At 66.6% G+C, this 18,974-nt stretch carries 16 protein-coding genes; 12 read left to right on the top strand and 4 right to left on the bottom strand.

Annotated elements, in window-relative coordinates:
- Positions 1–241 precede the first annotated feature (241 nt).
- The 4 genes from AC1DEZ_RS20485 to ypfJ all read left to right on the top strand — a co-directional run bounded on the left by AC1DEZ_RS20485 (position 242) and on the right by ypfJ (position 5,254).
- A complete protein-coding gene (locus AC1DEZ_RS20485) occupies positions 242–1,567 on the top strand; it encodes an MFS transporter (RefSeq protein WP_441510931.1) in 1,326 nt (441 codons plus the stop codon).
- Between the two features lie 245 nt (positions 1,568–1,812).
- On the top strand, positions 1,813–3,243 hold the full coding sequence (locus tag AC1DEZ_RS20480; RefSeq protein ID WP_441510930.1) for a cytochrome ubiquinol oxidase subunit I: 1,431 nt from the start codon (positions 1,813–1,815) through the stop codon (positions 3,241–3,243).
- Between the two features lie 12 nt (positions 3,244–3,255).
- The gene (cydB, locus tag AC1DEZ_RS20475) at positions 3,256–4,260 is read left to right on the top strand and encodes a cytochrome d ubiquinol oxidase subunit II (RefSeq protein ID WP_441510929.1); all 1,005 of its coding nucleotides are present in this window, start codon (positions 3,256–3,258) and stop codon (positions 4,258–4,260) included.
- A gap of 106 nt (positions 4,261–4,366) precedes the next feature.
- Positions 4,367–5,254, top strand: coding sequence for a KPN_02809 family neutral zinc metallopeptidase (gene ypfJ / locus AC1DEZ_RS20470; protein ID WP_441510928.1), 888 nt, complete (start codon positions 4,367–4,369; stop codon positions 5,252–5,254).
- A 53-nt stretch (positions 5,255–5,307) separates the two neighbouring features.
- On the opposite strand, the gene AC1DEZ_RS20465 is transcribed toward ypfJ, so the two are convergent.
- Complete coding sequence (locus tag AC1DEZ_RS20465) at positions 5,308–6,120, bottom strand: universal stress protein (protein ID WP_441510927.1); 813 nt, start codon at positions 6,118–6,120, stop codon at positions 5,308–5,310.
- A gap of 67 nt (positions 6,121–6,187) precedes the next feature.
- On the bottom strand, positions 6,188–6,679 hold the full coding sequence (locus AC1DEZ_RS20460) for a hypothetical protein (RefSeq protein ID WP_441510926.1): 492 nt from the start codon (positions 6,677–6,679) through the stop codon (positions 6,188–6,190).
- Between the two features lie 117 nt (positions 6,680–6,796).
- Between AC1DEZ_RS20460 and AC1DEZ_RS20455 the strand changes: the two genes are divergently transcribed.
- The 3 genes from AC1DEZ_RS20455 (at position 6,797) to AC1DEZ_RS20445 (ending at position 10,318) form a co-directional block, all read left to right on the top strand.
- Positions 6,797–7,990: a PA0069 family radical SAM protein gene (locus AC1DEZ_RS20455; RefSeq protein ID WP_441510925.1), complete on the top strand. Its 1,194-nt coding sequence runs from the start codon at positions 6,797–6,799 to the stop codon at positions 7,988–7,990.
- 207 nt (positions 7,991–8,197) lie between these two features.
- Positions 8,198–8,809: a ribonuclease HII gene (locus AC1DEZ_RS20450; RefSeq protein ID WP_441510924.1), complete on the top strand. Its 612-nt coding sequence runs from the start codon at positions 8,198–8,200 to the stop codon at positions 8,807–8,809.
- Between the two features lie 306 nt (positions 8,810–9,115).
- The gene (locus tag AC1DEZ_RS20445) at positions 9,116–10,318 is read left to right on the top strand and encodes a site-specific DNA-methyltransferase (protein WP_441510923.1); all 1,203 of its coding nucleotides are present in this window, start codon (positions 9,116–9,118) and stop codon (positions 10,316–10,318) included.
- 165 nt (positions 10,319–10,483) lie between these two features.
- Here AC1DEZ_RS20445 and mutY read toward each other — a convergent pair whose 3' ends face one another.
- On the bottom strand, positions 10,484–11,557 hold the full coding sequence (gene mutY, locus AC1DEZ_RS20440) for an A/G-specific adenine glycosylase (protein ID WP_476780565.1): 1,074 nt from the start codon (positions 11,555–11,557) through the stop codon (positions 10,484–10,486).
- Between the two features lie 171 nt (positions 11,558–11,728).
- Positions 11,729–12,277, bottom strand: coding sequence for a nucleoside deaminase (locus AC1DEZ_RS20435; RefSeq protein WP_441510922.1), 549 nt, complete (start codon positions 12,275–12,277; stop codon positions 11,729–11,731).
- A 406-nt stretch (positions 12,278–12,683) separates the two neighbouring features.
- Here AC1DEZ_RS20435 and AC1DEZ_RS20430 point away from each other — a divergent pair, with 406 nt between their 5' ends.
- The 5 genes from AC1DEZ_RS20430 (at position 12,684) to AC1DEZ_RS20410 (ending at position 18,938) form a co-directional block, all read left to right on the top strand.
- Complete coding sequence (locus tag AC1DEZ_RS20430) at positions 12,684–13,181, top strand: DUF721 domain-containing protein (protein ID WP_441510921.1); 498 nt, start codon at positions 12,684–12,686, stop codon at positions 13,179–13,181.
- Between the two features lie 154 nt (positions 13,182–13,335).
- Positions 13,336–13,956 carry a DsbA family protein gene (locus AC1DEZ_RS20425; protein ID WP_441510920.1) on the top strand — a complete coding sequence of 207 codons (621 nt, stop codon included), beginning with the start codon at positions 13,336–13,338 and terminating at the stop codon, positions 13,954–13,956.
- A gap of 123 nt (positions 13,957–14,079) precedes the next feature.
- Positions 14,080–17,535 carry a chromosome segregation SMC family protein gene (locus AC1DEZ_RS20420; RefSeq protein ID WP_476780564.1) on the top strand — a complete coding sequence of 1,152 codons (3,456 nt, stop codon included), beginning with the start codon at positions 14,080–14,082 and terminating at the stop codon, positions 17,533–17,535.
- A gap of 244 nt (positions 17,536–17,779) precedes the next feature.
- A complete protein-coding gene (locus AC1DEZ_RS20415; protein WP_441510918.1) occupies positions 17,780–18,130 on the top strand; it encodes an AtpZ/AtpI family protein in 351 nt (116 codons plus the stop codon).
- Positions 18,131–18,173: 43 nt separating this feature from the next.
- Complete coding sequence (locus AC1DEZ_RS20410) at positions 18,174–18,938, top strand: F0F1 ATP synthase subunit A (RefSeq protein ID WP_441510917.1); 765 nt, start codon at positions 18,174–18,176, stop codon at positions 18,936–18,938.
- Positions 18,939–18,974: the final 36 nt, after the last annotated feature.

Genomic DNA, 18,974 nt, shown 5'->3' with positions numbered 1-18,974 from the left:
CCGCCAAATGCGGTGATGGAGGAACCGGAAATCTCGCCAAAGTCCCACTTCGAAATCTCGGTTTCCGGCAGCAGCTCCGCATCACGAGGCCCCGAATGGCCGGAATCATGCGCGGTCGATCAATTTGAAGCGATTGCCCCGCGGCCAAGGCATGAGAAATAGCCGTTTCCGGCGATTTGCGATATAATATCACTTGATTTTGCAGCGGCCTGCGCGGTGAACCAATGCGTGGAGGCTGACCATGGCTGTCATCGATCTTGGCGCCGGCATACTGTCCGAGCAAGAGCATGATAGGCAACTGCGGCGTGCCATCGTCGCAAGCACAATCGGCACCGCAATCGAATGGTATGATTTCTTCCTGTACAGCACGGTGACCGGTCTTGTCTTCGCGCGGCTGTTCTTCCCGCGATCGGAGCCGCTCGTCGGCACGCTCGAGGCCTTCGCCATCTATGCGGTCGGTTTTGTCGCCCGGCCGATCGGCGCGGCGATCTTCGGCCATTATGGCGACCGCATCGGCCGCAAATCGACGCTGATCGCCACGCTCATGCTGATGGGAATCGCGACATTTCTCGTCGGGCTCGTCCCGACCTATGAGAGCATAGGCATCTGGGGCGCAATCATCCTGACGGTGCTGCGCTTCATTCAGGGCGTCGGGGTGGGCGGTGAATGGGGCGGCTCCGTGCTGCTCTCGATGGAATGGGCGCGGACAGCCGATCATCGCGGCTTCATCGCATCCTGGCCGCAGTTCGGGGTGCCTTGCGGCCTGTTCCTCGCCAATCTGGCTGTCCTCGCCTTCAGCTGGCTCTCCGGCGACCAGTTCCTGACCTGGGGCTGGCGCATTCCGTTTCTGCTGAGCCTCGTGCTCGTCGCGATCGGCCTCTGGATCCGGCTCGGCATCATGGAGACGCCGATATTCCGCAGGCTCGTCGCCGAGAACAAGGTCGAGCGCGCGCCGATGCTGGAGGTGGTTCAGCGCCACCCCAAGGAGATTCTGCTCTGTGCGTTGCTACGCATGGCTGAGCAGGCGCCCTTCTACATCTTCACCGCCTTCATCTTCGCCTACGGCGTCGGGACGCTGAAGGTCTCGCGCGATTTTCTGCTCGTCGCCGTGCTGGCGGCCTCGGTCCTGTCCTTCGTCTCGATCCCGCTCTTCGGCCACATCTCCGATCTGATCGGACGCAGGCGCATGTATATGATCGGCGCTGCGGCGACCGGCGCCTTCGGTTTCATCTATTTCGGGATGCTCAACACCGGCTCGGCGCTGTTGATCTTCCTGGCCATCGTGATCTCGCTGGTGCCGCATGACATGATGTATGGACCGCAGGCGGCACTGATCGCGGAATCCTTCACCGGCCGCCTGCGCTATAGCGGCGCCTCGCTCGGCTATCAGCTCGCCTCTGTGATCGCCGGCGGCCCGGCTCCGCTCATCGCCGCCTGGCTGTTTGCCAAGTATGGAACGGCCTATGCGATCGCCTTCTACATTCTCGCCTGCGCAATCCTGAGCCTGATCGCGACAGCCTTGATGAAGGATTATACCGGCAGGGATATCGAGGGCGAATACGAGTAGAGGCAACGTCTCCGCGCGCCCAGAGAACCATTCCGTTTGGGTGCAACAGTGCGCGCAGTTCCGCGCCGGGACGGTTGCACGCCGAGGTTGCAGGCCCCCTCCCCTGCGACATCACGACCGGCGACTGCGACATCCGCGCCTCTCGCCCAGCCTCGGATTTGACTAATCTGGCCGAGAGCGACGATGCTGCCTTCGGCAGGATCGTTTCAAGCCGCCCCGAGGCGGTAGCTGGCCGGAGTCTTGCGATGGAAATCGACGCTTTTCAGCTTTCACGCATCCAGTTCGCTTTCACCGTTTCATTTCACATCGTCTTTCCAGCCTTCACCATCGGGCTATCCGCCTATATCGCGACACTGCTCGGCCTCTGGTTGAAGACGGGCGACCAGAAGTTTCATCTGCTCGCACGCTTCTGGACCAAGATCTTCGCCGTATCCTTCGCGATGGGCGTCGTCTCCGGCATCGTGCTGTCCTATCAGTTCGGTACCAACTGGAGCCGGTTCTCGACGGCCGTCGGCAACGTGGTCGGCCCGCTGATCGGCTACGAGGTGCTATCGGCCTTCTTCCTCGAGGCCTCCTTCCTCGGCGTGATGCTGTTCGGATGGAAGCGCGTGCCGCCCTGGCTGCACTTCACCTCGGCGGTGATCGTCGCGGGTGGCACGGCGCTCTCGGGCTTCTGGATCCTCTCGGCCAATAGCTGGATGCAGTATCCGGCTGGACACGAGGTGCGCGACGGCATCGCCTATCCCGTCGACTGGGTGAAGATCGTCTTCAATCCGACATTCCCGCTGCGCTTCGCCCATATGATGACCGCGGCCTATCTGACGACCGCCTTCGTCGTGCTGGCGACCGGCGCGCGCCATCTGCTCGCCGGGCACCGCACAGAATCGGCCAAGACGATGGTGCGGATGGCGATCCTGATGATCGCGCTGACGGCGCCGCTGCAGGCGGTGATCGGCGATTTCCACGGCCGCGACACCGCGACCTACCAGCCGGCCAAGCTGGCCGCGATCGAGGCGCATTGGGATTCGTCCAAGCCCGGCGCCCTCGTGCTCTTCGCCTGGCCCGACGAGAAGGCCGAGCTCAATCGCTTCGAGGTCTCGATTCCCGGCGTCGCCAGCCTGGTCACCCATGGCAGCATGAATGCGCTCTTCCCGAGCCTGAAGGATTTTGCCGTGCAGGACCGGCCGCCGGTTCTCATCCCGTTCTTCGCCTTCCGGGCGATGGTCGGGATCGGCGTGCTGATGATCCTGTTCGGCTGGATCGGCGCCTGGCTCTGGCGCAAGGGCACAGTGTTCGAATCGCGGCGCTGGCTCTGGATCGCCCAATACACCTGGCCCGTCGGCTTCCTTGCCATCCTCTCGGGCTGGTTCGTCACGGAAGTGGGCCGCCAGCCCTGGCTCGCGACGGGCATCATCCGCTCGGCCGATGCCGTCTCGCCGGTGACGACCACCCAGGTCGCGATCTCGCTCTTCCTGTTTGTCTGCGTCTACTCGGTGGTGTTCACGGCGGGCATCCTCCTGATCAACCGCCTGATCGACAAGGGACCGGACGAGATCGCAGGCCCGGACGCGCCCGAGCAACCCTCGAAGCGCACGCTCAAGGCCGTGCAGGGCGAAGCCGCCACCATCTTCGGCGACGGCCAGCCCGGCGACGACAAGATCCAGCCGGCGATCTGAGGAGCCACGACGATGGAATGGTATCTTCCGGTCATCTGGGCCGTGCTGATCGGCACCGCCGTGATGCTCTACGTCGTGCTCGACGGTTTCGACCTCGGCATCGCCATCCTGTTCCCGACGACGAAGGACGAGGGCGAGCGCGACCAGATGATGAACTCGGTCGCCCCGTTCTGGGACGGCAACGAGACGTGGCTGGTGCTGGGCGGCGGCGGCCTCTGGGTCGCCTTCCCGCAGGCCTACGCCATCATCATGCCGGCCTTCTACATCCCGATCACGCTGATGCTGCTGGCACTGATCTTCCGCGGCGTCGCCTTCGAGTTCCGCTGGGTGGCCAAGCCGCATCACCGACGCTGGGACTTCGCCTTCTGGCTGGGTTCGGCCGTCGCTGCCTTCTCGCAGGGGCTCGTGCTCGGCGGGCTGATCCAGGGCGTCACCGTCAAGAACGGCCAGTTCGCCGGCGGGCCGCTCGACTGGCTGACGCCGTTCACGGTGATGTGCGGAGCCGGTGTCATCGTGGGCTACGCCCTGCTCGGCGCGACCTGGCTGCTCTACAAGACCGACGGCCCCGTCGCCGAACGGGCCCGGCGGCAGGCGAAGATCCTGTTGCTGGGCCTCCTGGCCTTCGCGGCGCTGGTCTCGCTGTGGACGCCCTATGCCCACCCGCGAATCGCCGAGCGCTGGTTCACCCCGGCCAATCTCGTCTGGCTCTGGCCGTTCCCGCTGCTGACGGCGCTGTGCGGCTACCTCGCCTGGCGGCGGCTGCATGGCGCGCATGAGTTCACGCCCTTCGCGTTGACCGTCGCGATCTTTCTGCTCTGCTTCGTCGGGTTGTCGATCTCGAACTTCCCCTATCTGGTGCCGCCCGACATCACGATCTGGGACGCGGCGGCCGCACCCTCCTCCCATATCTTCGTGCTGATCGGCGTCGCTTTCCTCCTGCCGATGATCCTGTTCTATACGGCCTTCGTGTACTGGACCTTCCGCGGCAAGGTCAGGGTCGACAGCGGCTATCACTGAGTGAGAGGATAACGATCAGGCTTCGTTCAGGCGGGGCCTGCAAAGACGACTTGAGTTCCCCGCATCTCCCGGCGAGATTGCGGGGCGTTTCGTCGAGGAACCGTCCATGCAGTGGGAAGACTATCGCCAGTCCGAGAATCTCGAGGACCGGCGCGGCGGCGGCGGTGGCGGCGGTTTCGCCGGCATGCCTGGCGGGCGCGGCGGCATCGGCATCGGCACCATGGTTGTGCTCGGCCTTCTCGGCTGGGCGCTCGGCATCGATCCCCGCCTGCTGATCGGCGGCGCCGAAATGATCGGCGGCATTGGCGGGCGCGAGCAGACGCAGGAAACCCGCCGCTCTTCCGGCCCGCCGCAGGACCAGATGGGCCGCTTCGTCTCGGCCGTGCTGGCGCAGAACGAGGACGTCTGGTCGAAAATCCTGCCGCAGCAGGCCAATATCCGCTACCAGCCGCCCCGGCTCGTGCTGTTCTCCGGCGTCGACCGTTCGGGCTGCGGCACGGCGCAATCGGCGATGGGGCCGTTCTACTGCCCCGTGGACAAGAAGGTCTATCTCGACACCTCCTTCTTTCAGGAGATGCAGCGCAAGCTCGGCGGCGGCGGCGACTTCGCCTATGCCTATGTGATCGGGCACGAGGTCGGCCACCACGTCCAGAACCTGCTGGGCATCCTGCCCAAGGCCAACCAGATCCGCGAGCGTTCCTCCGAGCGCGATTCGAACGCGATCTCGGTCAGGATCGAATTGCAGGCCGACTGCTTCGCCGGCGTCTGGGCGCATAATATCCAGGCGATGGGCCGGATCGACCAAGGCGATATCGAGGAAGCTATCCGCACCGCCTCTGCGATCGGCGACGACAAGCTCCAGCGGGCGGCGCAGGGCGTAGTCGTGCCGGATTCCTTCACGCACGGCTCGTCGGCGCAGCGGACGAAGTGGTTCAACACCGGCTTCCAGTCGGGCTCGCTGCAGAGCTGCGACACCTTCCGGAACCCCGTATAGGCATTCGCACACGGATCCTTCGAACAGCCGAGCCGGTGAGCCGACGCCGGCGATCAGGCGCCGGGCGCGATCAGGATATCGGCCCGGACCGTGCCCAAGATCGTCTCGGCCGTGCTGCCGATCACCGCTTCGGCAAAGCCACCCTGCCCGTAGCGGCCGACGACGACCAATTCTGCTCCGGCCGCGGCGCGGCAATGCTCGATGGCCGCGGCGGCATTGCCCTCGACGCTCTGGGTGCTGAGCCGCGTGATGAGGCTCTCGGGAAGCTTTGCCGCGTCGAGGAAGGCCTTCATCCCGGCCTCGGCCTCCGCGCGGAGGAAATCGCCCTTGCCTTGAAAATCGGTCCTGGGGCCGGGGCCGGGATGGGCATGAACCAGCAGGAGGCGCGCCTGCGGAAACAGTTCCGCAGCCGCCAGCAGAGCCCGGCGCGAGCCCTCCGAGAAATCCGTGCCGACGACAATCGTGCCGTAAGGGCGATCGGCGCGCCGGCGGACGATCAGGACCGGAACAGCCGCCCTGCGAACGATATAGTCAACGGCCGTCCCGACAACGTAGTCGCGGACGTCGTTGTAGCGCGCGACGCCGGTCACGATCAGTCCGCTGCCCCGCTCGGCGGCGACCTTGGCCAGCACGTCCGGCAACGAACCGTTACGGACCAGCAGTTCCGCCTCGCCGGCCGCCGAGGGCAGCTCCTCGCGCCAGGCCTCGGCCGCAAGACCGGCGCTCCCCTGCTCCGTCGCATTCGTGACATGCAGGATCGCGAGCTTTGCCTGCCATCCGCGCGCCAGCAGCACTGCGCGTTCCGCAGCCCTGTCGGTGCGCGAGGACAGATCGCTCGCCAGAAGAATCTCGCCCGGTATCGTCATATCAGCCTCCCGACGCCTCCAGCTTAGGAGGCACGCGGCCCGATGTCATGCCGCCTCGGACACCGCCCTACCCTGCGCGCTCGCGCCACACCGGCAGGCGCTGCGGCGCCTGGTCGAGGCGCCCTTCCAGGACCATCGCCTTCGGCAACACGAGCCCGGACCGGAGCCTGCGCCCGGCGAAGGACAGCGCGACGCGCTCGCGCAGCGCAGCGCCGACTGCGTGAAGCGGTATCAGGGCCGGCAGATCCGGCGTGAGCAACAGATAGCGCTCCACCACCAGCGCCCAGTGCGCCTGCGGCACGTCGCCGGCCTCGAACAGCACGAGCCGATCGCCGCGCGCCGCGGCCGCCCCACCCTGCCAGGCCGCGGCCGGGCCGGTGCGCAGATAGCATGCGCCGGTCGTGTCCGCGGCACGCTCGAAATCGGGAGCGCCGACCGTATCCACGATCACCGCATGACCGAGCAGCCCTTCCGCCACCGCCGGGATCAGCACGGCCAGCGTGGCGGCGAGAGCTCGTGGGGAACCATCGGCGCGGATCACGGCTGTGAGCATACGCAAGGTTCTATGCCGCAGCGCAGCACGCCGCAATCCGGCTCTTGCATTTTGTTCTTGTTATGTTCACTCTATCCGAGATCACAAAATGCCGATTCCCGGCAGTGAACCGGTTCGAAAGCCATGCCACAGGCCAGACCCACCGAAAGGCCCTATCCATCGGCCCAGCCGCTGCGGCGGCACGACAGGGAGCCGACCATCTCGGCGCCAGTCGTCGCGCCGGCCGACCCGCTCGCCTATGCCGGCCACCGCATCGACCCGGAACGACGGCGCGGGCGGGGCGCCACCGTCAATCCGGGAGGGCGCTACGAAGCGGAGCAGCGCGTCACCGAGGATGATGGCTGGGGCTCGCTGGAAGAGTTGCCGCCGTTCAAGACCGAGATCGCCTATGAGAAGGCGCGCAACATCATCACGCGCAACGACTCGCCGGACATCTCCTTCGACCGTTCGATCAATCCCTATCGCGGCTGTGAGCATGGCTGCGTCTACTGCTTCGCGCGGCCGACCCACGCCTATCTCGGCCTCTCGCCCGGCCTCGACTTCGAGAGCAAGCTGACGGCGAAACCCGACGCCGCGGCACTGCTGGAGAAGGAACTCTCCTCTCCTTCCTATCAGCCGCGCACCATCGCGATCGGCACCAATACCGACGCCTATCAACCGATCGAGAAGAAGCTGAGGATCATGCGCCAGATCCTGGAAGTGCTCTCGAAGTTCAACCACCCGGTCGGCATCGTCACCAAATCGGCCCTGGTCCAGCGCGACATCGATATCCTCGCCCCGATGGCCGAGAAGGGCCTGGTCAAGGTCGCGCTCTCGGTCACGACGCTCGATCCCAAGACGGCGCGGGGCATGGAACCGCGCGCCGCCTCGCCGCCGAAGCGGCTCGAGACGATCCGCAAGCTGTCGGAAGCCGGCATCCCGGTGACGGTGCTGGTTGCGCCCATCGTACCGGCGATCAACGAGCATGAGATCGAGCGAATTCTGGACGCCGCCAAGGCGGCGGGCGCGCAGGAGGCCGGCTATGTGCTGCTGCGGTTGCCGCTCGAGGTGCGCGACATCGTGCAGGAGTGGTTGCTGACGCATCATCCCGACAAGCTTCGGCATGTGATGTCGCTGATCCGCTCGACCCGCGGCGGCAAGGATTATGATTCGCAATGGGGACAGCGCATGGTCGGCTCAGGTCCCTATGCCTGGATGATCGGTCGGCGTTTCGAGCTTGCGGCCGAGCGTATCGGCTTCAACACGGCGCGCCGGAGGCTGCGCACCGACCTGTTCGTAAGGCCCGAGAAGGAAAAGGCGCAGCTGAGCCTGTTTTGAATGGACACGCGCGGAGGTCGTACCGGGCGCAACGAAGCGTAGAACCGCGATCCATTCCGGAGCGCCTCTGATTGCCGGAGCGCCTCTGATTGAAGGCTTGGGCATGGATCCCGGATCGGCGCCGCCCATGGCAGATTGTCCGGGATGATGGTGGAGGAGGACGACAGCGGTCTAGCTCGCGGCGGCACTCTGTTGCATAAGCCCGCCATGCCCGCTGATTTCAGCCGCGAGACACACGCCATCGCTAACGCCCTCTGGCCGCTGGCCGGCATTGACGAGGTTGGGCGCGGGCCGCTCGCCGGCCCGGTCGTGGCGGCGGCCGTCATCCTCGATCCGGCCCGCGTGCCGCATGGGCTCGACGATTCGAAGAAGCTGCCGGCACCGATCCGCGAGGAGCTCTTCGGCGAGATCATGGAGCGGGCGCTTGCAGTGGCTGTCGCCAGCGCCACAGCGGTCGAGATCGACGCGCTCAACATCCGACAGGCGACGCTGCTGGCGATGCGCCGGGCGATCGCCGCGCTGCCGCTGGCGCCGCTGCATGTGCTGGTCGACGGCAACGATCCGCCGCAGATGAGCTGTAGCTGCGAGGCGATCATTCAGGGGGACGGTGCCGTGGCCTCCATTGCGGCCGCATCGATCGTCGCCAAGGTGACGCGCGACCGAATGATGGCGCGGCTGTGCCGGCGCTATCCGGCCTATGGTTTCTCCGGCCATGTCGGCTATGCGACGCCGCAGCATCGCAAGGCCATCGCCGAGCACGGCCCCTGCCCCGAGCACCGCTATTCCTTCGCCCCGGTGAAGGGCGTCTGGTTCCGGTAAGGATTGCCTGGCGTCATTCTCGGGTGAAGCGAAGCCCGGACCCGAGAATCTCAGACAGAAGGAGGCCCCAGGGCCGTCCTCGGCAGGAGATACCGGGTCAAACCCGAGCATGACGGGAACCCTGCCAGATTGCCCTAGCGGCAATCCGCGGGTTAACGCCCGTTTACGAATTTCCCTTGTTTGCCAACGAGCTAGGCAAAATCTGCAGCCCCAAAACGGGACGCATTTTTTTCAAAGCGGAAACCCGGCCTTTACCCTGTCCGGCCAATATCGCGCTCGTTGAAGTTGCGTAACGGTCTTGGCGTCATGGGTATCTCGCGTACCGGGACCGCCAGCGCTCCCGTCCGGATTCAGGTTTCGCGTACCGGACGGCCAGCGCTGGGGGCTCGGATGAAGGCCAGGAGCCTTCCCGAACAAATCGGCGTTCCGCAGGAACTGCCGCTCGATCAGATCCTCGTCGGCGACTGCGTCGCGGCGATGAACGCCTTGCCGCCGGCAAGCGTCGACCTGATCTTCGCCGATCCGCCCTATAACCTCCAGCTCGGCGGCGATCTGCGCCGGCCCGACGACAGCCTCGTCGATGCCGTCGACGACGACTGGGACAAGTTCGCCTCATTCGCCGATTACGACGCCTTCACGCGCGCCTGGCTTGCCGCCGCGCGCCGCGTGCTGAAGCCGGACGGGGCGCTGTGGGTCATCGGCAGCTACCACAATATCTTCCGCGTCGGTGCGACGCTGCAGGATCTCGGCTTCTGGATGCTGAACGACATCGTCTGGCGMAARGCCAAYCCGATGCCGAACTTCCGYGGCCGGCGCTTCACCAACGCSCATGAGACGCTGATCTGGGCGGCGCGCGGCGAAGCTTCGAAATACACCTTCCACTACGAAGCGCTGAAGGGCGGCAATGACGACCTGCAGATGCGCTCCGACTGGTATCTGCCGCTTTGCACAGGCGATGAGCGCCTGAAGGACGCTGGCGGCGCCAAGGTGCACCCGACGCAGAAGCCGGAAGCCCTGCTTGCCCGCGTCCTGCTCTCGGCCTCCAATCCTGGCGACGTGATCCTTGATCCGTTCTTCGGCACCGGCACGACCGGCGCCGTCGCCAAGGCGCTCGGCCGCCATTTTATCGGCCTCGAGCGCGATGCGACCTATGCCAAGGCTGCGCGCGAGCGCATCGCCGCGGTGACGCCGCTGGCGCCGGAAGCCTTCTCCACCGCGCCCTCCAAGCGCAGCGAGCCGCGCGTGCCGTTCCTCAGCCTGGTCGAAGCCGGGCTGGTGAAGGCCGGCGAGACCGTCCATGACGAGAAGCGGCGCCACAAGGCCGTTATCCGCGCCGACGGCACGCTGATCCTCGGCCCTGCCGTGGGCTCGATCCACAAGGTCGGCGCGCTGGCACAGGGCCTACCGGCCTGCAATGGCTGGACCTTCTGGCATGTCGAGCGCGAAGGCGGGCTGACCGTGCTCGACGCGCTGCGCGGCGAGATCAGGGCGCAGATGGCGGCGGGCTGACCGCCCGCCGGCCAAAACTCCTGCCATCATTCGTTCAGAGGATGCGCGCGCCGGCTGCGCGCCCACTCTGGCTCGTGAGATCGTAGCGGGGCTGTCATGGCCACCATCCTGAAGAACGGCTCCCGCGGCGCTGAGGTCAAAAAGCTTCAGGACGATGACGATGACCTATCGCGTCTTCGAGCGGTAGAGCCCCGCGCGCTCGACGACCTTCAGCATGACGCTCGGCAGCGGCTCGCCGGCAAGATTCGCCAGCTTTGTGAAGCGCATGCCAGCGGGAGCTAGAGTCCGCTCCGGAACGCTGCCGGTGAACACCGTCAGTTCCAAAGGGAAATGCGTGAAGACGTGGCGCACCGGCTCGGCCAGCCGGGTCCAGCGCAGGGGCAGCGGCGCATCCTGCGCGGCGCCGTCAAGCTCGTAATCGGCGCGCCATTCGCTGGTCGGCACCTCAGCCATGCCGCCAAGCAACCCCTTGGCGGGGCGCGTGCGCAGCAGGATGGCCCCATCGGCACGGGTCAGGACGAAGGCAGCGCCGTAGCGGATCTTGCCCGCCTTCTTCGCCGCCTTGCGCGGAAAGCTCTCCTGCATGCCGTCCGCCCGCGCCCGGCAGGGATCGCGCCAGGGGCAGAGCCCGCAGGCCGGGTTGCGCGGCATGCAGATGGTCGCGCCGAGATCCATCAGAGCCTGCGCGAAATCGCCGGGCCGATCGATCGGCAGCATCGCCAGAACCTTCTCCCGGATCAGCGGCCGCGCGCCCGGCAGTTCATCGGCGATGGCGAAGAGCCGCGTCATGACGCGCTCGACATTGCCGTCGACGGCCGCGGCCGGCCGGTCGAAGGCGATGGCGGCGACCGCTCCGGCCGTGTAGGCGCCGATGCCCGGCAAGGCCCGCAGCCCCCCCTCCGTATCGGGGAAGCGACCGCGGTGATTCTCGGTGACCGCGCGGGCGCAGGCGTGGAGATTGCGGGCACGGGAATAGTAGCCGAGGCCGGCCCAGGCCTGCATCACATCCTCGGAAGGCGCTTCGGCAAGGGCCTTTACGGTCGGGAAGCGCGCCATGAAGCGCTCGTAATACGGTTTGACCGCCGCGACCGTGGTCTGCTGCAGCATGATCTCGGAGGCCCAGACGCGATAGGGATCAGGGCGCTCGCCCGCCACGGCGCGCCAGGGCAGCGCGCGGCGATGGCGGTCATACCAGGCGAGCAGATCGACCGCGCGGGCCATCGGAACGGAGGCGTCCATGCGCCGGGTTTAGCGCGAGGAGCCGACGTCGCGAAAGGCCGAACAGTCGCTGGGATCGAAAACGGGCGTCAGTCATTGCGCCCCGGTCCCGCTTTCGCGGAGCCGGATCATTTCTGTCCTCGGCCTTCTGACTTTCCGCGGCCGCATAGCGGCCGGTCTCGACCACGCGCCTCAGTAGGGGTGACGATCCGTCTTGTTGGTCCACGCCGCATAGGCTTTGAGACCAACCTCTCGCTCGAAGTTCTCGGTCACCCTGATCCGCCTGTCGCCCCACGGCTTGGCGAAATCCTCGTATTGGAACGCGTCGTCGAAGCCGATTGCGCTGGTGTCCTTCAGGCTGGCGGCAAAATAGACGTGGTCGATGCGAGACCAGTAGATCGCGCTCATGCACATCGGGCAGGGCGCGCCGTTGATGTAGATCTCGCATCCCTTGAGCATGCGCGCGCGCTCTGGCACCGGATCGGGAGAGCCTGCCTCGCGCGGGATCATTTCCAGGATCGTGCCGGCACCGTATTCGCTGCCCAGCAGCGCCTTGGGATTGAGGCGGGCCGAAGCATCCATGATCGCGGTGACTTCGGCATGGAGGACGGGAATGCCGGTGAGGAGCACGCGGTTCTGGCCGCGTCCGATGATTTCACCGTCTTTGACGATAACGGCGCCGAAGGGACCGCCCCATCCCTTCTCAACCGATTCGATCGCGAGCCGCGTCGCCTCTTCCATGAATTTCCGCTTTTCCGGCGAAGGCGTAGCGGCGACAGCTTCGACGGCAGGCAGCGCCATCGCACCGGCAGCGCTCAATGCGACGGCCGCCGTGAAGAACTGGCGGCGGTTCGGATCATCGGGCGCATCGCAGCCGAGGGTATGAACAGTGGCGCAGGAGCAATTCGGCATCGCATTCGAACCTTCAGGCGTAGGCCCAACTCAAGCCGAGTACGTCACCGCCCTCGGCGACAGTTCCCGCCGGACCTGCCATTGCGGCATTTAGCGCTGAAATGCTGTAGGCGAGTTAATTTCAACTGTCAGTTTCAACCCGGTGAGGCAGAAATGGCCACGCGTTCGGACATGATGATGCCCCGCGCCGCGCAATCGACTTGCCAGGCCGCCGCCCGCTCGCGCAAACTGAGCCATGGCCGCAAAGCACCTCGCAGAGCTGATCGACGACTGCATCGCGCCCGCGCTCGCCGCGCAGGGCTTCGCGGGGCGTGCCGTCGTTTCGCTCTGGCCTGAGATCGTCGGCGAGAGGCTGGCGGCGCGCTCGCGCCCGCTCAAGATCGACTGGCCGCGGCGCCGGCCCGCCCCTGGCGAGGCGACCGAGCCGGCAACGATGGTCGTGCGCGTCGAAGGCGCTTTCGCGCTGGAGATGCAGCAGCTCGGCCCCTTGGTGATCGAGCGGGTCAACACCCATCTCGGCTGGCGCGCCGTCGGCAAGCTCGTGCTCAAGCAGGGGCCGGTCGCCCGGCCCGTGGCGCCCAAACCGGCGCCGAAGCTCAACGAGGAAGCAGCGGCGCGGATCGACGAGCAGGTCGCCTGCGTCGCTGACGAGGGCTTGCGCGAAGCGCTGGCGCGGCTCGGCCGGGCCGTCGCACTCAGTGCGAAAACGCGAGACCATGACACGGCTTCGTGAGCAATGCGCGCAGCGGCACGATGTGCTCTTGCCACAATCGCGCTGGCCTCTATAGAGCGATTCATCGCATTTGCTTCAAGCGAACGGGTGTCCGCTTCGCTTGAAAATACTCAAGCTCCGCAACCGCTTTTGGACCTTTCGGGGATTGCTCACGATGACGAACAGGCGACAGCTCCTGACCGGCGCAGCCGGTATCGCGGCCGCCGCGCTCGCCGGCGTTAACGCCGTGCGGGCACAGACCAAGCTTCCCGATGCCGGCCCGCTCGGCGATGTCTGGCTGGGCTCCCCCGACGCCAAGGTCACGATCGTCGAATACGCCTCGATGACCTGCTCGCACTGCGCGCATTTCCACGAGACGACCTGGCCGGAGCTGAAGAAGAAATACATCGACACCGGCAAGGTGCGCTTCACGCTGCGCGAGTTCCCGCTCGACCCGCTGGCGACGGCCGGCTTCATGCTCGCGCGCTGCAACGGGAACGACAAGTTCTACCCGATGACGGACCTGCTCTTCGCGCAGCAACGCAACTGGGCCTTCACCGAGAAGCCGGTGGACGCGCTGGCCACGCTGGTCAAGCAGGCCGGTTTCACACAGGAATCCTTCGAGGCCTGCTTGAAACGGCAGGATATCTATGACGCCGTCACAGTCGTGAAGGATGGCGGGGCCAAGGCTGGCGTGGATTCGACGCCGACCTTTTTCATCAACGGGCAGAAGCGTTCCGGTGCGCTCTCGATCGCCGAGTTCGACAAGATCCTGGAGCCGCTCCTCGCCAACTGAGGGGCCTCCCATCCGCTTGCGCTCCCAGCGCGAGGCAGTCATCTCAGCCCTCTTCCTGAGGAGCCGCGCAGCAGCGTCTCGAAGGATGAGGGCTGAGGCTTTTCAGGCCGGCGCGGTGGCACCATGCACCTGACGCGCCTCAAGCTCGCCGGCTTCAAGACTTTCGTCGAGCCGACCGAGTTCCTGATCGAGCCGGGGCTGACCGGCATCGTCGGGCCGAATGGCTGCGGCAAGTCCAACCTCGTCGAAGCCCTGCGCTGGGTGATGGGCGAAAGCTCGTTCAAGAACATGCGCGGCTCGGGGATGGACGACGTCATCTTCGGCGGCTCGAACGAGCGCCCGGCCCGCAACATGGCCGAAGTTTCGCTCACCCTCGACAACAGTGACCGCAAGGCTCCGGCCGCCTTCAACGAGGCCGAAGTCCTCGAAGTCACCCGCCGGATCGAGCGCGAGGAAGGCTCGACCTACCGCATCAACGGCAAGGAGGTGCGGGCCAAGGACGTGCAGCTCCTCTTCGCCGATGCCGCGACCGGCGCGCGCTCCCCGGCCCTCGTGCGGCAAGGGCAGATCAGCGAGATCATCTCCGCCAAGCCGCAATCGCGCCGGCGCATCCTGGAAGATGCCGCCGGCATCGCCGGCCTGCACAGTCGCCGCCATGAGGCCGAGCTCAGGCTGCGCGGCGCCGAAGAGAACCTGACCCGGCTGGAGGACGTGCTCGGCGAGATCGACGGGCAGATCGACGCCCTGCAGCGGCAGGCGCGGCAGGCCGGGCGCTACCGCAGCCTTGCAGGCGACATCCGACGCGCCGAGGCGATCCTGGCGCTGATCGCGCTGCACGATGCCCGCGCCCAGGAAGCGCAGGCATCGCATGTGCTCGAAGAGGCGGTGCGAGGCGTCGCCGACCAGACCGGCATTCAGGCCGAGGCCGCCAAGCGGCAGGCCATCACAGCCCATGCGATGCCGGCATTGCGCGAGGGCGAGGCGACTGCCGCAGCGGCGCTGGTTCGGCTGAAGCGCGGCCTCGACGAACTCGAAGCCGAGAATCGCCGATCGCGACAGCGAACCGAAGATCTCGGGCGCCGTCTTGCGGAACTGCAGGCCGATCTCGCAAGGCAGGAAAATATCGGCCGCGATGCCGCCGAGAGCCTCGCGCGGCTGTCGGAGGAGGATGCCGCACTCGCCCGCGAGGGCGATGGCGCCGGATCGGGCGCCGAGGCCGCGACGGCAGCGCAGCGCGAGGCCGAAGCAGCCCTCGCAGCGGCTGAGGCCGAGCAGGCCAGCGCGCAGGCAGCTTTGTCCGATCTCGCCGCCAGACGCGATGCGCTGGAGCGTTCCTTGCGCGAAGCGCGCGAGCGGCAGGTCCGCGCCGGCGGCGAGCGCGACAAGCTGCGCCGCGACCTCGAAGCGCTCGATGCGTCCGATGCGAAGACGTTGCTCGACAGGCTGCGCGAAGCTCTTGCGACGGCTGAGAAGGCGGCCAAGAGAGCGGAATCCGATGTCGGGGCGGCACGCGAAGCTGTCGCGGCAGCACGCGAGCGCGAAGCGGCGCTGCGCGGTCCGCTTGCCGAGGCCGACCGCAGAGCCCAGCGGCTCGACACCGAGATCGGCACACTGCGCAAGCTGCTTGCCCCGGCAGCGGGCTATCGCTGGCCGGCGATCCTCGAAGCCGTCAGCGTCGCCAAGGGCTACGAGGTCGCGCTGGGTGCCGCGCTCGGCGACGATCTCGACGCCTCGACCGAAGCGGCCGCCCCGGCACATTGGGACGATACCGGAGCAGGAAGCGGCGACCCTGACCTGCCGACAGGAGCCGAATCGCTGCTTGCTCATGTCCAGGCCCCCGCCGCCCTGAGGCGGCGGCTCGCGCAGATCGGCGTCGTCGCGCGCCAATTGGGGGACGCCCTCCGGCGAGAGCTGAAGCAGGGCCAGATCCTGGTCTCGCGCGAAGGCGATCTCTGGCGTTGGGACGGCTTCGCCAGCGCAGCCGACGCTCCCTCCCCCGCCGCCAGACGGCTTTCCGAGAAGAATCGCCTCGTCGATCTTGAGCGTGAGGCGAAGGCCGCGCGCGAGGCGGCGGAGACCGCCCGCCGGGTTCTGGACGCCGTCGGCGCCGAGGCGCGCGCGGCTGCGCAGGCGGAAACCGCCGCGATCGAGGTCTCGCGGCTGGCGCGCCGGAGCGTCGATCAGGCGCGCGAGCAGCTTGCGGTCGCCGAGCGCAAGGCGGCCGAGACCCTGGTCAAGCGTTCAACCCTGGCCGAAGCGATCAAGCGGCTCGGCCAGGCCGTGTCCGAGGCCTCTCAGCAAGTGGCGGTGCAAGAAGCAGGGCTTGCCGCCCTGCCCGCCTCCGCCGCGCTGGAAAACACGCTGCTCAAGGCGCGGGTGGTGCTGGGCGAGGCCCGCGCCGCCGCCTCCGACGCCCGCGCCCGGGTCCAGACCCTGGCCCGGGAAGCCGAATTGCGGATGCGGCGCCGCGCCGCGATCGCCGCCGACGTCAAAGCCTGGAAGGAGCGCGCGGCAGCCAGCCTCCAGAGCGCCGAAGAGACACGGCACCGGATCGACGTCGCCAGCACCGAGCAGAGGACGTTGCTGGAAGCGCCCGACACCTTCCTGACCGAGCGGCGCCGCCTCCTCGCCGAGATCGAGCAGGCGGAAGGTGCTCGCCGCGAGGCAGCCGACCGGCTTGCCTCCGGCGAAACCGCGCTGGCGGAGGCCGACCGGCAGGCGCGCATCGCCCTCGAAGGGCTGTCCGGCGCGCGCGAGCGCCGCGCCTCGGCGGAAGCAAGGCTCGAAGCCGCCCGCCAGCGCGTCGCCGACATCACCCGCCAGATCGAAGACGGGCTGGAAACCGGCCTCGACGGCCTGCAGGCCATCGCCGGAATCAAGCCTGGCGACGCGCTGCCGGAGCCGGAAACGGTCGAGCGACGGCTCGCCAACCTCAAGGGCGAACGCGAGCGACTTGGCGCCGTCAATCTGCGGGCCGAGGATGAATTGACCGAGGTGAAGGCCAAGCGCGAGGGACTTTCCGGAGAGCGCGACGACCTGACCGAGGCGATCCGCCGGCTGAGGCAAGCGATCGGAGCGCTGAACCGCGAGGGGCGCGAGCGGCTGCTTGCCGCCTTCGAGATCGTCAACAGCCACTTCCAGCGGCTCTTCGGCGTGCTGTTCGGCGGCGGCGAGGCGGAGCTCAAGCTGGTGGATTCGGAGGATCCGCTCGATGCCGGGCTCGAGATCTTCGCCCGCCCCCCCGGCAAGAAGCCGCAGGTGATGACGCTGCTCTCCGGCGGCGAGCAGGCGCTGACGGCAACCGCGCTGATCTTCGCGGTGTTCCTGACCAACCCCTCGCCGATCTGCGTGCTCGACGAGGTCGACGCACCGCTCGATGACGCCAATGTCGAACGCTACTGCGATCTGCTCGCCGAYATGGCSCGAAACACTGAAACRCGCTTCATYYTSATCACCCACAACCCSATCACCATGGCGCGSATGGAGCGGCTSTTCGGCGTGACCATGGCCGAGCGCGGCGTCAGCCAGATGGTTTCGGTCGATCTGGCCACCGCAGAGCGCATCCGCGACGCCGGCTGAGGGCGCCGTTCTCCCGGCTGAAAAAATGCCACAATCGGCACCGCATTGCGGCAAGAATGTCGCACTTAGCCCGAATTTCTAAATATTCCAATATGTTAGGTGTTATCCACGTGCCTTGACAGCGCCGGGGGCTGTCAATAAAGGAGGCCGTGCTGACGACGGCTCGATGCGCGGGTTTGGTCGTGGTTATAGTGGTTTTTCGCTGGATCGCGGCGTAAACGCGGTCAAGACGGAGGCCAAGACCATGTCCGAACCCGACCCAAACGCCTCAGACTCGGAGTTGCGCGCAAGACTGGGTTCCCTGAAGTCCGCGATCAAACGGGCGGAAGAGAACGAAAAGCCGGGCGCGAGCCCGGCTGGAGAGGACAAGGCCCTCGCGGGCGCGATGTCCTCAGGCTTTCGCGCCGCGACGGATCTCGCAGGCGGCATCATCGCGGGCGCCCTGATCGGGTACCTCGGCGACCGGTGGCTTGGAACGTCCCCGTTCCTGCTGATTGCCTTCATGGCGATCGGAACCATCGCGGGCTTCAGATCCGTCTATCGGCTCGGTTCGCGCCCGACCTCACGGTCGAACGGCGATCCGAAGAAAGATTGACCGAAGAGGCGGCCCGCAAAGCCGCGCGACGAGGGACAGAACCATGGCGGCTGGCGGCGGAATCGATCCGATCCACCAATTCCACATCAACCCGATCGTGGAGCTGAAGCCGTTTGGCCTCGACCTGTCCTTCACCAACACCTCGCTGTGGATGGTGATCGTGCTCGCCGTCGTCTCCGCGATCATGATCTACGGCTCGAGCCAGCGTGCGGTCGTTCCCGGCCGGCTGCAATCACTCGCCGAGATGATGTATGAGTTCGTCGCCTCGACCATGACCGGCGTCATGGGCAAGGAGGGGCTGAAGTTCTTCCCCTTCGTGTTCTCGCTGTTCACCTTCGTGCTGGCGAGCAACCTGCTCGGCCTGCTGCCCGGCTCCTTCACCGTCACCAGCCAGATCATCGTCACCGCCGCCCTGGCGCTGCTCGTCATCAGCATCGTGGTGATCTACGGCGTCGTGAAGCATGGCACGCATTTCTTCGGCCTCTTCGTGCCGTCGGGCGTGCCCGGCTGGCTGCTGCCCTTCATGGTGCTGATCGAGGCGGTCTCCTTCCTGTCGCGGCCGGTTTCGCTCTCGCTTCGTCTGTTCGGCAACATGCTCGCCGGCCACATCGCGCTCAAGGTCTTCGGCGGCTTCGTCGTCGTGCTGCTGGGCTCTGGCGCCGCGCTGAACTACGCCATCGCGCCGCTGCCGCTGCTGCTGGCGGTGGCCCTCACCGCGCTCGAGGTTCTGGTCGCGGCCCTGCAGGCCTATGTCTTCGCGATCCTGACCTGCGTCTATCTCAACGACGCGCTGCATCCCGGCCACTGAGCCCAAGCCGCGCTCGCAAAAGTTCAACCCGCCCTT

The organism is Allobosea sp. 10L422 (assembly GCF_056395345.1).
Note: the sequence above shows the minus strand (reverse complement) of the source record. Positions and strands in the feature narration are given on the sequence as shown.